11 protein-coding genes are annotated in these 12,841 nt (G+C 58.1%); 3 read left to right on the forward strand and 8 right to left on the reverse strand.

Going from position 1 to position 12,841, the window contains the following annotated elements; genetic code table 11:
• Positions 1-34: 34 nt before the first annotated feature.
• Positions 35-751 carry a GntR family transcriptional regulator gene (locus HJB83_RS00925; protein ID WP_221131152.1) on the reverse strand — a complete coding sequence of 239 codons (717 nt, stop codon included), beginning with the start codon at positions 749-751 and terminating at the stop codon, positions 35-37.
• Between the two features lie 201 nt (positions 752-952).
• Here HJB83_RS00925 and HJB83_RS00930 point away from each other — a divergent pair, with 201 nt between their 5' ends.
• From HJB83_RS00930 to HJB83_RS00940, 3 genes are all read left to right on the forward strand, one after another.
• The gene (locus HJB83_RS00930; protein WP_221131153.1) at positions 953-1,351 is read left to right on the forward strand and encodes a DUF2934 domain-containing protein; all 399 of its coding nucleotides are present in this window, start codon (positions 953-955) and stop codon (positions 1,349-1,351) included.
• Between the two features lie 36 nt (positions 1,352-1,387).
• Positions 1,388-1,639, forward strand: a complete 252-nt coding sequence (locus tag HJB83_RS00935; RefSeq protein WP_207585839.1) for a hypothetical protein — start codon at positions 1,388-1,390, stop codon at positions 1,637-1,639.
• Between the two features lie 483 nt (positions 1,640-2,122).
• Entirely contained in the window at positions 2,123-3,397 is a 1,275-nt protein-coding gene (locus HJB83_RS00940; RefSeq protein WP_207585840.1) for an O-antigen ligase, read from the forward strand.
• A 64-nt stretch (positions 3,398-3,461) separates the two neighbouring features.
• Here the strand turns inward: HJB83_RS00940 and HJB83_RS00945 are convergent, their stop codons facing one another.
• The 7 genes from HJB83_RS00945 to HJB83_RS00975 form a co-directional block, all read right to left on the reverse strand.
• Positions 3,462-5,483: a nucleoside-diphosphate sugar epimerase/dehydratase gene (locus HJB83_RS00945; protein ID WP_207585841.1), complete on the reverse strand. Its 2,022-nt coding sequence runs from the start codon at positions 5,481-5,483 to the stop codon at positions 3,462-3,464.
• 123 nt (positions 5,484-5,606) lie between these two features.
• On the reverse strand, positions 5,607-6,173 hold the full coding sequence (locus HJB83_RS00950) for a sugar transferase (RefSeq protein ID WP_207585842.1): 567 nt from the start codon (positions 6,171-6,173) through the stop codon (positions 5,607-5,609).
• A gap of 280 nt (positions 6,174-6,453) precedes the next feature.
• Positions 6,454-7,746 (reverse strand): plasmid replication protein RepC, encoded by a 1,293-nt coding sequence (gene repC, locus HJB83_RS00955; RefSeq protein WP_221131158.1) that lies wholly within the window; start codon positions 7,744-7,746, stop codon positions 6,454-6,456.
• A 149-nt stretch (positions 7,747-7,895) separates the two neighbouring features.
• Positions 7,896-8,948: a plasmid partitioning protein RepB gene (repB, locus tag HJB83_RS00960; RefSeq protein WP_221116222.1), complete on the reverse strand. Its 1,053-nt coding sequence runs from the start codon at positions 8,946-8,948 to the stop codon at positions 7,896-7,898.
• Positions 8,949-8,990: 42 nt separating this feature from the next.
• Positions 8,991-10,205 (reverse strand): plasmid partitioning protein RepA, encoded by a 1,215-nt coding sequence (repA, locus tag HJB83_RS00965; protein ID WP_221131159.1) that lies wholly within the window; start codon positions 10,203-10,205, stop codon positions 8,991-8,993.
• Positions 10,206-10,517: 312 nt separating this feature from the next.
• On the reverse strand, positions 10,518-10,760 hold the full coding sequence (locus HJB83_RS00970; RefSeq protein WP_207585846.1) for a hypothetical protein: 243 nt from the start codon (positions 10,758-10,760) through the stop codon (positions 10,518-10,520).
• A 129-nt stretch (positions 10,761-10,889) separates the two neighbouring features.
• Entirely contained in the window at positions 10,890-12,836 is a 1,947-nt protein-coding gene (locus tag HJB83_RS00975) for an SARP family transcriptional regulator (RefSeq protein WP_221131160.1), read from the reverse strand.
• Between the last annotated feature and the right edge of the window lie 5 nt (positions 12,837-12,841).

A 12,841-nucleotide genomic window follows, 5' to 3' on the forward strand; every position in this document is an offset into this window, starting at 1 on the left:
CCCTTGCCTTTTCATTTCGTGTCTTAGTCTGCCATCAGCAGAAATAATCGGGGTAACGCGAGCGCAGCTCGTCGACGTCGGGAATGACGGCGCTCAGGTGATGGATCATCGCGTGCCGTGCAGCCGTCGCATCATGGGCGGCGAGCGCATCGCGAATGATCATATGTTCGTGCACCACAGTGTCCATCCGCCCGAGCACCGGCAGCGTCAGCCGCCGAGCCCGGTCGATCTGCACCTTGACCGTTTTCAGGATCGCCCAGATTCCGGGATAACCCGCTGTCTGTGCGATCGCCTCGTGAAAGGTCTCGTCTTCCTCATGGAAACTCGAGGCATTGCCTGTTGCGGCATGCGACCGCTGCCGGGCGATGATGGCATCGAGACGGCCAATGTCGGCAGCGGTGGCGAGGAGAGCAGCAGTCTCGACGGTCGTGCCTTCGAGCGCCTTGCGCACGACGACCGCCTCGGGAATCGCAGAAACCGGCACGCGCGACACGACGGTGCCCGACTGTGGGTAAATGTCGACCAGCCCGCCTTCGGAAAGCCTGAGTAGCGCCTCACGCACCGGCGTGCGGCTGACGCCGAAATCGTCGGCGATGCGCTTTTCCTGCAGCAACATGCCAGGCGCCATCCGCAGCGACACGATATTGGCATGCAGGCGCTCATAAATGGCGCCGGCGGTGGTGATCCGCCGCAGCCTGCCGACAATCTGCGGCGGGGCGACCAAAACTTCAATTGCTGATGCCTGCCGCATAACGATACCAAAACGGAGAGATTTTGGCATACTAGTATATCAATTATCTCACCTTGCCAACTCGTGTTGCCATGCGGGACGGCATGACGTCCATCCGGAGGATGGCCGGCAGCCGTGCAGGATGCCGGACCTCCGTACCAAGGTACCCATTGTTTGGAACTTAGATCGGGCGAGCTGGTTGAGATACTCAAGGAGACGCTCATGAAAAACCCAGCACGACGCAAGACAAGCGAAGCCCCGGCCGACGGCCGGCCGGAATTTCCATCCGCCGCGGACAGCCGCGGAAAGAAGACGGCTCGGCGAGCCGTAAACGACATCGGTAGGCAGACCGGCGGGTCGCCGGCAGCCAGCCGCGAAGAGGAGATCCGCAAAAGGGCATATTCGCTCTGGGAAAAGGACGGTAGGCCAGAAGGCCAGCACCGGCATCACTGGACCTTGGCTGAGCATGAACTCGACGCACCGGGCGAAATCAACAATCCTCCAAATCTCGCGGCACTGCGAGAGGCCTCGCGCCAATATACCGATACATTCCTCGTCAGAACCGATCTCGAAGATGCCGATCAGCGCGAAGCCTCCCCCGGCACGCGTGAGCAGAGTTGAACTTCAGCCTATAGCCAATCTTAGGAAGGTGCCGACATGGCCGACAAACAAAACTTGAACGCCGGATTCACCGGAATACCCGCCGAGCAACCGGAGGGATTGACCAAAGTTGCGAGGTCGGCGGCCAATGGGGTGACACGAGAGGTCTACGCCGTCGCCTCCGGCGTTAGGGATCACCCGCACACCGCAAGCGCATTATTGCTCGGCACCGGCATTCTGGCCTTCGGCCTCGGCTACCTCTTCGGTCGATCATCGACCGAAAGTATGACACGTCGATATTGGCGATAGCGGAGACGTTCAATGAAGCGGCTCGCGGGATGGAAGATCCGGAGCGCCCGGTCGCCCACCAGCCACATCTTTTGCCCGTCGGACATGATGCTAGAATAGGATGTCGCCCGAAGACCGCTGACTTTCGGCACCCTTGCACGATCGGCGGCGAAGTCCCGTCAGCTGGGTCGTTTCGAAGCGACCTGTCGCGTCATCTGCGTTAATGCTTCGCAGCCCGCCCGGGCGTGACGTCGCCCTCGGCGATCCCATTTGCGAAAAATACCGGTCGACGATCAAACTTCGAACCGAACCTGCACCTCACGTGTCTACTGCTGAAGCCGACCTTATGTCGCATCCCGTCATTTCGTACGCCCACGGTCGTCCACAGATGCTGTTGCTGGAATACCACGAGGCTTAAAGCCTTAGATTGCATCTAATCGCCCCGCTTGACAGGCGTGATCACGATCCTTAGCGAAACGGCATCAGTATGGTCAGGATCGGCAAGTGAAATACCTCAGACAACTGAAGATAGCAGTGCTCTATCCAGAAAATGGGGCGGGAAGCGCACGTGATCGGAACAACCGCATTGCGGTCTTTTTCTTTGCAATCCTTCCCGGACTTTCGCCGAACTTTAACTTGTTCATCCTTCTCGCATCAATGGTGTGGGGCCTCTGCTGTCTGGCGACGGGCAGCCTGGCCTTGAACCTGTCGAAATCCGACCGGCTGGTTGCCATTGGCATGTCGATCTACCCGCTGGTGATGATCGCGAGCATATTCATCAATCCACCTTACTCCGAAGAACTGGACTGGATATTCCGGCTGCTGCCTTTCTTTTCGGTCTGGCTGTTATTGCCGCGAATGCGCCAGTCTCCCGATGGCCGCCTCGTGCCGCTGTTTATTCTCAGCGCAGGTATCGGCATGATCGTTACCTTTCTCTTCAGTCTGCTGCAGATCATGTTTCTGATGGAGAGGGCGGAGGCTGGGACATCGAATGCTGCACTGCTGGGCATCATAGGCGTTCTTTTCGGCGGCATAGCGCTTCTTAACGTTCAATCCCCGAAAAGCGTGGAGCAAAGAATTGCGATCTTGGGGTATGCCGCCGGTCTAGGCTGCGTACTGCTTTCGGGAACGCGCTCGGCCTGGCTCGTCATTCCCGTTCATATCGTCATTTTTCTCTGGTATTTCCGCAAACACAGTTTCCATCTGAGCTTGCGCAGTCTCGCCATCACCGGCTCTGTGCTGTTTGCGGGACTTATCGCTTTGGGCAGTGGCCAAATCCTCCATCGCATCGAGGCGCTGCAGGAGAATATGGCATCGCTCGACCGCAGCGACGGCGAGGTCACGTCGCTCAGTGCACGGTTCGCTCTTTATAAAGGGGCAGTATCAGCAATCAGTAAGGACCCGCTGACCGGCTATGGCCCGCAAAATCGGATGGCTTCGGTGTTGGCGGAGCTGCCCGACAGCTTAAGGCCGCAGCTGACCTATTCGCATGTTCACAACGGTTTTCTCACGGCGGGAATCGACGCCGGTATTTTCGGCATCGCAGCGCTTTCGCTGATGCTCGCGACGCCCGTGATTGGCGCGTGGAGAAAGGAAGCTGGGCCGGGCCGGGATCTGGCCATTGCGCTCGCTCTGCTGCTCGTCAGCAGCTACGTCATAACAGGCAGCTTTGGCATCATGTTCAATCAGAAGGCCTTGGATCCGATCTTCGCCTATCTGGTCGCTCTTATTTGCGTGGATCGCGGCAGCACAGGCTTTGCGCCCGTCGTTCGCAACTGACGTCTGGCACCTAGAGTATGATGCCGAAAAGTGTGACCGGTTTTCCGACGAGATCCCGCTCTATTTAATTTAGAGCAGGATGATTGACGGCTAAGGCGGCCGTATTGGTTTCGGCGCCGGTGAAAGCGAGATCCGAGACCTCGCCCGTTGACGAATAGCCGGAAACAAGCTCAGCCAATGTCGCTCGGGCAGCGATCATATCATTCCGATCCAATGCCGCATTGAGCGAGTTGAGCTTTTTCAAAAGCTCCGGCCAGGACAGGAAATCCTCACGCGCCTTCATAATCCGGGGATGCTGGGTTCTTTCCGGATTATCCCCTATCAGAAGTTCTTCATAGAGCTTCTCGCCGGGCCTGAGGCCGGTAACGGAAAGCTCGATATCCCCTTCGGGATTGATCTCGTCGCGAACGGTCAACCCGGACAACTCCACCATCTTGCGGGCGAGATCGGCAATGCGAACGGGCTCGCCCATATCGAGGAGGAAAACATCGCCACCCTCACCCATGGCGCCTGCCTGGATGACGAGCTGCGAGGCTTCCGAGATGGTCATGAAATAGCGGGTTATATCAGGATGTGTCAGCGTAACAGGTCCGCCTTCCTTGATCTGCTGCCTGAAAAGCGGCACGACGGATCCAGAGGAGCCAAGGACGTTTCCGAAGCGGACCATGCAAAAATTTGTTCGCATTCTGTCGGCCATCGATTCTGCTGAAAGCGCCTGCAGAACCATCTCCGCCAGCCTCTTGCTGGCGCCCATTACATTTGTCGGGCGCACGGCCTTGTCCGTACTGATCAGCACGAAATTAGCCACGCCGCATTTACGCGCTGCGCGTGCCGTGGCCAGCGTACCCAGGACGTTATTCTTGATGCCTTCCACGGCATTATGTTCGACAAGGGGCACATGCTTGTAAGCCGCGGCATGATAGAGCGTCTGAGGTCGCCAGCTCTGGATGATATGCTCCATGCGATCCTGATCGCGGACGGAACAGAGGATTGGAACGATCTGCAGATTTTTATGTTCGAAGAGCTCGGCCAGCTTCTGCAATTCGGCATGAATATTATATAGCGCGAATTCGTTCTGATCGATGAGGATCAGGCTGGACGGTCCGTTGCGGAGAATCTGACGGCATAACTCGCCGCCGATCGAGCCACCAGCGCCGGTGACCATCACCACCTTGTTGCGCATTGCCTTGTCGAGCAACTCTTGGCGCGGTGCGACCGCTTCCCTCCCCAGAAGATCTTCGATCTCCAGCTCACGGATATCCGAGACGGCGACACGTCCTTGAGCCAGCGCCGTGAGATCCGGCAACGTGCGGACATTTACCCTGGCTTTGCGAATATGCTCCAGGATTTCGTTGCGACGCTGCCGTGACGCGGAGGGAAGAGCAAGAAGCACATTGTGCACGCCAAGAGCTTCGGCGAGCATCGGAAGATCCGAAGGATCGTAGATCGGCAATCCGCCCATGATGCCGCCCTTGAGGCGCGGATCGTCATCGAGATAGCCGACGACATTGAGCTCGGCATTGTTGCTTAAGGCGGCGGCCAATTGCCGCCCGGCATTCCCCGCTCCGTAAATCAGCACCTTCGCGACCGTATTCTTGTTGAGGATACGCTGGTAGGCGTCCCCAAGCCAATAACGAATACCCAGCCTCGACAGGCCGATCGCGATTAGCAGCAGGAAAGGCTGAAGAATACCGACGGTTCTCGGAACGCCAGGCACGCTGAGCGCCGTAAATATCGTCATGAAGGCGAGGCCGTAGATCGCAATGGCCTTCAGCACGGCGATGAAAGCGGCCAAATTCGCATAGCGGAAGATCGCCCGATACATGCCCATGACGATGAAGATCGGCAGTGCCATGCACAAGGAAACTAAGACCGGCAGCCACTGTACGCCGGTCAAAACCGTCCACTCGTTCAGGCGGAAGCAATAGGCCAGCCAGATCGTCAGAACGCAAAAGCTGGAATCCACCAGCAAAGCCAGAGCGCGTTTGGCAACCCGCGGCATCGCCAGCAGAGGAGTGACGAGCGCTTGCATCGGCGTTAGGAACCATGCCGAGCGCGACGTCTCAGTGGGCGTATTGTCAGGCATTGCTAACCAGCGTCTCGTGGATCAATCGGACAAGCACCTTCTTGTCATTTTCTGCAACGAGCGCAACTGAAATAATCGGAAAGCACAGTCTTCCGCACCGTTCATCTATCAGAAGTAGGTGGTTTAATGCCGTATTCCCTTTCGGCGGATAACCTTCCCTGCGGTCATAAACAGGACGCGCATATCGAAGCCGAATGAACGTCGCTCGAGATATTCGACGTCGAATTTCACCTTCTCTGGAATCGGCAACTCGTCGCGGCCGTTGATCTGTGCCCAACCCGTCAATCCGGGCAGTAACTTGTCGACGCCGTGCGCCGTCCGCAATTCGATCAGATCATCCTGATTGTAGAGCGCCGGCCTGGGTCCGACGAAACTCATTTCACCCTTGAGAATGCACCAGAGTTGCGGCAGTTCGTCGAGGCTGGATTTGCGCAAAAAAGAGCCGATGGGTGTCAAAAACCGATCCGGATTTTCGAGCAGATGCGTGGCAACCGTTGGTGTGTCGACGCGCATGCTGCGGAACTTCGGCATCAGGAAGATCTGATTGAAGCGGCCGACACGTTTTGACCAATAGAGGATTGGTCCCGGCGAGGTGAGGCGAACACCAAGAGCGATGATAAGGATCGGAACGAGCAGGATGATCGAAGCAATCAAAGCCAGGAAAAAATCCACCGCCCTCTTCAAACCCATGTTCCCCAGCTCTCTTCCCTACCACCGGCGGTTCCCGCCATTTGCGCTATCGATTGCCGTATCGTCAAAAAGCATTTCGCGTCAACTGCGCGAAATCGTACCCTCTGTGGACCGGCGTGGTTGATCATCGGACTCATTCATTTCCCTGGTTCCGAAGAACCGAGCATCCTGTAACTCTTTGATCACAAACCTAGAAGCGTCCAATAAGAAGCTATCTCGCCCTTCATTTCCGTCACATTTCATTAACCATAATAGTCACCACACAGAGGAAGAGCGAATTTCATCCCGCTTTACCTCTCACCGGCGAATTGATACGGGCGAGCGCCATCAACATCGGTCCGATGGCAAATTCCCCCTTTTCGGCGCGGCGTGTCAGATCGCGCAGATAACCGCCGGCGGAGGTGATATGCCCTGCCCTTTCGAGGACGCAGGCCATGACGGTGGCAGCGTTTTCAGCTCCCATGATCTCGCAGGCCTGCTCATAGGCCGACGGACTGACGCCGAGCATCGACCGGACGACCACGGCCGCGGCCATCAGATCGCGCCACGTGCCAATCGCGCCCTGGGGTCCGTATGCTGTGATTTCCGGACAGGCCTGCAGCACCAGTCCCAGCGGGAAGGATTTGAGCGCAGCGTTGGCCGAGGCGGCGGCGTTTGCGCCCGAGACAGGTTCGCTTTTCCGCTCAACCTTCTGTATTTGTTCTGTCGGCCCGACCCGACCTTTCGATCGGTCATCCGCCGTCTCGCCCTGCTTCGTTTCGAAAGCTGGTTCAAGTTCAGTAATGGATTGTGGATTTGAATTCTGTATGTGCCGCTCAGTCTGTTGGGCATTGCCGCTTTGATTATGGGTTTTAACCTGCATTTCCAACTGATTGACGATCTCTTCGCGCAGCATCTCCATTTCGTCGAGCGTAGTGGCGATTTGTTCGGCGGACGGCGACCGTGGCAGTTGCTCGACGACATTGCGAAAATGCAGATGAATAGCGCTCCAATCGCCAGCAGCACCCTCCTCCAAGGCCATCTCGATCAGCTTGGCGACGTCGCGCCGGCAAAGCGTCAGACGTTCTCTCAGCCGCTGCAGGTGCAATCGCTCCGCCACCACCTCCGCCGCCAGCCGCTCGATCTCCTCAGCACGCACGAGCAGCGGCGCCAGCGAAAAGCCGAATGCTTCGCGCAGTTCTCCACCCTGCTCCTTGCGGGCGTAACGCTTACCGTTTGGGCTATCCTTGCGGATCAACAGCCCGGCCTCGATCAAGGTCGCCAGATGCCGACGGATCGTCTGTTCCGCCATTCCATGCGCGCGCAGCGAGAGCTGTGCATTGGAAGGAAACACGACGAGCCCGTTGTCTTCGGAGAGCTCTCCCTTGGGATAAAAGCTCAGCAAGGCGTTCAGAATGGCGAGCGCCCGGTCGGTGATGCCGAGCAACGGCCTGGCCTCGCACAGCGCGCGATAGAGTTTCCACTTATCAATTGATTGGCCGGGCTCGATTTTTCGAGCAGCCGCCTGGCTTGCTAACATGCCAAGCGTCATCGACCGCCGCCCGAAGGGCGTCGTCACACTTCCGCTTTCCATTTTCTTCGCCTTCTTCAAGGCAAAAGATCACAGCTCACCAAATTCGGTGCCAAAGACTCTTGACTATGATTCGCGGAAATGTGATTCTCTGGGTGTCTAGATCAGAGAGGGCTTCCGCGGCGGCAACGTTCGGGGGCCTTTTCTTTTGCTTATTGATCTCCGTTTTTCGTCAAATCCTGTGTCTTCTCGAACGCCTCGTAAAGACGATCCAGATTGCTGGCGATATAGGCTCCAAAGGCTGACGCCTTCTCCGCCTTCAGCGCGATGGTGAACTGCTTCCCGTCATCCTTGATCTTCGCCTTGACCGCGCCGTCCTTGCGCTGCCAAGCGCGAGCTGCAGGCTGAAGCGCCGCTATGGATGATATCGGCTGTTGCCTTCTGCTGATGAAGGCAACCAGCATATCGAAGCGGGCATCCGGCTCCGCCGTCTCGAATTCTGCCGACGTGCTGAACTCTATCGCCCGAGCAGAGATGTTATCGGTCTCGAATTTTACCGACAGATCGTGCCAGCGGTCACGGCCGATGGTCTTTGCCGCACCGATTGCGGTCAAGACTTCGGCTGGGATCCGTTTGGTGACAGACAGCATCTTAGAAACCGTCGTTTTTTCGGCGCTGAGCGCCGACATGATTGTATCCCTATCGAAACCCAACGTGTCGAGCTTGTCGGCGAACATCGTCCTCTCGATGAACGAAAGATCGGCGCGCGCCGAATTCTCCTGGCCCTGCGCGATGACATGATCGCGATCGTCAAGCTTTTTGACGACGGCGCGGACAGGTCTACCCAGCTCTTTGGCGGCCCGGGCGCGACGGTGGCCGAAGGCGATCTGATACCGGCCGTCCTTTTCCGGATGCGGGCGAACGAGGATCGGTGAATCCTGACCCCGCTGGCGGATAGCCTCGACCAATTCGCGAAACTGTTCGTCGGTATGCGCCAGCCGGTCCATGACGAACGAATCTTCGATCAGGGCAGGGTCGAGATCAATCACCGTCTCGCCGGTCGCCAGCTTCTCCTCGATGGCTTTGGCCGCATCCGCCTTGGCAGCTAGCGCATCGATGCTGCGCGTCACCGCACCAAGAGCGCCGATCCCCTTATAGGCGATATGCTGTTTCTCGTCCCTGTGGGGCGGCTCATCTTCATTGTTTACCGCAGTAAACTTCTTGGAATCGTCCATCAGGCCCGAGAGTAAGTTTTTACGCGCCATCAGCCAGCTCCCCGCCCCGGTTTACCGCAGTAAACTTCTCGGTCATTTCCGCCCCCAGGCCTTGTGAACGAGATCGACGATCTCATTATTGACGGCATCCATCGCCTCCATGGCGCGGTCGTAGGTCGCGCGGGTAAACTGGCTCCGCTCCACCTCATAAAGCGTCTGGTTGGTCATCGCCGCATCGGAGATCGCGACACTGCGCAACATCGGATTGGTCAACACATGGTTCTTGAACATCGAACGCATGAAGGCGACCATCTGCGTCTGCGGCCCGTCCTGCGGGTCATAGCGGGTAACAAGATAACGCAGCCAATCGAGATTCATGTTGCCCCCAGCGCCCTTCAGCGTGTTCAGCACCTCGCCGAGCATCTGCAGAAACTGGCACATCGACATGACGTCGAGCATCTGAGGATGGACGGTGATCAGAACCGCTGTTGCGCCGCAAATCGCGCTCATCGTCAAAAAGCCGAGCTGCGGAGGGCAGTCGATGATGACGACATCGTAATCGTCGGCGACCGAGGACAGCGCCTCGTCAAGCCGTGCAAAGAAGACGCGTCCATAGTCGCCGGCCTTGCCCTGTGCAAGCACCCGCGGCGTATCATGCTCGAATTCCATCAATTCGAGATTGCCCGGCACCAGATGAAGGTTCGGAAAATTCGTCGGCCGGATGATCTCCTTCAGCGGTCGCCGCTGATCGTCATAGCGAATGGCGGCGTAGAGCGTCTCGTTTTCGTTAACATCGAACTCAGGCTGAAAACCATGAATGGCGGAGAGAGACGCCTGCGGATCGAGGTCGACGGCAAGCACCCGATGACCAGTCAGGGCAAGATGCTGGGCAAGATGCGCGGCACTCGTCGTCTTTCCACTGCCGCCCTTGAAGTTGACGACCGCTACGACCTGCAGATGTTCGTTGCCTCGACGATGACTTAGGTAATGGGTTCCGGCACGCGCATTGTGTTCGAGGAAGCTGCGCATCTCTTCCATCTGCGCCGCCGTATAAGAGCGACGGCCGGACGGCGTGACCTGCGGAAGAGGGCCCTTGCCCTCCAGCGACAGATTGCGAAGGTAGCCGCTGGTGACGCCGAGGAAGCGCGCCGTTTCAGCAAGCTGAAACTCGCGTAACCCCTTCAGCGCGCGCGGCGGAAACATTTCGAGCCGATGCTGCTTTAGCTTGTCGGATAGCTCCTGCGCCTGACCAATAATCAGCTGGTCGACATCGGAAATTGCTTTTTCTATCTGCGGTGCCATATTCATGGAAATCTCGGAAATGCGATTTAAAAGCCCTGCGAGCCTAGAAAGCGCATTTAGTCCCGATTCTAGCAGAGTGGCAAGGCAAATAGGGTTAACAAGACCCTACCGCTGGGTTGTCCAATCTTTTTCAGAGGCTTGGACATGCGGCCGGTGGCGCTGCCGGTGCAGCAAATCGCGTCGTTGCAGACCGAATCGCAAGAATAATGGCCACATCGGCATCATAGCCGATCAGAAAAACTGAGAATCGAAATATCGATACGTGCGGCTCCCCGAAGCAAGCCGTCAACGGCGAGGCATGTGGCAGGGGAAGGCCATTTAGTGCCGCGTACCGAGCAGGCCGCCGCCATCCTGGCCGCTTTCGTGGGAAAGGGACACGCCGCTTCTGTCGAGATCCTGCATGAGGGCGCCGAGCGCAAGGTCCAGGCAATAGGCGGAAAATTCGGCATTCAGGTCTCTGGCGTTCTCTCGGGCATAGGCAACGAGCCTGGCGAGCGATACCAGCTCCTTGAGTTCGTCGTCACTTTTCGGCGCCATCATTGCTTCGGTTGCATCATGCATTTGAGAATTCTCCGGCTTGCCTTGCCAGCGCCTGCCGACAAAGCAAAGGCAGCTTAATCCCCTTGAACGAAAGAGGCGCGTGACACGGGCGTGACAGGATTTTTCGGCACCGCTTTCCGGCGTCAGGCCTCAGAAGCCGGCCTTGCGTAGGGCCACGCGATACTGTTCCTTCTGCCATTGCTCTTTGAAAGGAACGACGGAAAGCCATTTGTCGACATCGAAATCCGGATAGATCTCCCGCACTTTGCGCATATAGATACGCGCGTTTTTCATATCGCCGAGCATCGCCCAGCAGGCAGCCGAAAGCCGGTCCGCCGGGGTGCGGTCGTCCATTGCCGAGATTTGCTCCAGCGCCTCGGCATAGTGGCCGAGGGCGAAGTTCGCGCCCGCCGCCGTCCATAGATAGTCGGTCGGGGTCAGCGGGTTGAGGGAGATGGCCCGCTCGATCTTGGCCAATGCATCGGCAGGGCGCGACGCGTGGACGAGCGTATCGGCATAACTTGCAATGCCGTCGGCATAGTGCGGGCTCAGCTCTTCCGCGAGCTTCAACGCCACGACGCTTTCGTCAAGATCCCCGAGATAAAGTTTGGCAACGCCGAGCTCACGAAAGCCCGCTGCAAGCGACGGATCAGCGACGATTGCCCGGTTCGCATAGTCCTCCGCAAGTCCGAGCAACTCGCTGTCGCCGCGTGCCGTCAGCAACCATTCGACGAGAAAGGTGCGCGACAATCCGCTGAGCGCAGGGGCGAAATGTGCGCTGTGTTGAAGCGCCTCGCGGAAAGCCTTTCGGGAGCGGCGAACATCGGGGAGGGCGAGCCGCTTGATATCCCGGAGACCGAGAAGGTAGCTGTGATAGGCAGCCGAGTTGCCCTCGAAGGAATCGCGCATGGTTTCATGCCGGCGGACCTGCCCGGCAAGCTCTCGAGCGATCTGCCGGGCGATGTCGCGCCGGTGACTTATCAATTCGTACTTCTCGAGGCTGAAACGTTCGGCCCAGATGACTTCATCGCTGCCGGCATGGATCAGCTGGACAAAGAGCGCACGATTGCCCGCACGATCGGTCAGCCTCGTGTCGAGAACATAAGTAATCGAATGACGCAGGATCAGCTCAGTTCTGTCGGCATTGCGTGCAATCCGAGCGGCCGTGTGGGGCGCCACCACCGAAACCGTGTTCAGCGCGCAAAGGCCGATGGTCACGTCCTCGATCAGCGCTTCGGAGAGCATCGGCAAGGCACCCACATCGGTCTCGCCCGGCGGCAGCAGCACCAGACGGGGCAGGGGACCAGGAACTCGAACGTCGCCGTCGCTGAGCGGCATCGCAACGCTCTGCGCAGGTTGACCACCTGCAAAGATTTTGCGGACCTCTGCCAGCGCCTGGACATCAAGGCCGATTTCGAATTTGCTTTCCAGCTGATGTTTGCTGGTCTCGAAAAGCCGGCGCGCTTTCTCCAACTGTCCTTCGGACTCGTAGGCATCGAGAAGGATACGACGAATGTTCTCGTCATCCGGGGCCTCGCGAAAAATCCTAAGCGCCGCCTCCTTGATCAGGCTCACATCCTCTCGCGACCGGGCCGCCGGCAGCGCCGTCTTCAGCGCATCCACCAAGATTGACATATGCCTGTCGCGCTGGCCGGCGATCCATTGCCGCGTACCGACGCTTTGGTCGGTGAGCCCCGCCAGGAAATCCTGGCGAAGGATGGTAACCAGTCGCCGCAGCTTGCCAAGGGCGTCGTCGCTGTCGGGGTTGACGAGTTCGGAGAGATCACCGGCAAATGCGTCCGGCCTGACCCGCACACCGGTCGCCGTGAAGATCAGAAGTTCGGTACCGAGCTGGGTCTGACGCGCCTGGACACGCGATATGGTCTTGCGCAGGTTGGCCATGATGTCAGAATTGTCATGGCTGTCCCACAAGAACCGCGCCAGCGCCGAGCGCGGAAATTCGCTCCCAGCCCCTTCGCGCAGATCACGGTCCAGCAAATAACAAATCGCCAACAGGCCCTTTTCCGGAAAAGCCGCTGGTTTCCCGGCCGGGTCGATCAACCGCAACTCACCAAATGACTCGAGCCGGAGTTTCATGCGAA

This window comes from Rhizobium sp. NZLR11 (assembly GCF_019685115.1).
Taxonomy (GTDB): Bacteria; Pseudomonadota; Alphaproteobacteria; order Rhizobiales; family Rhizobiaceae; genus Rhizobium.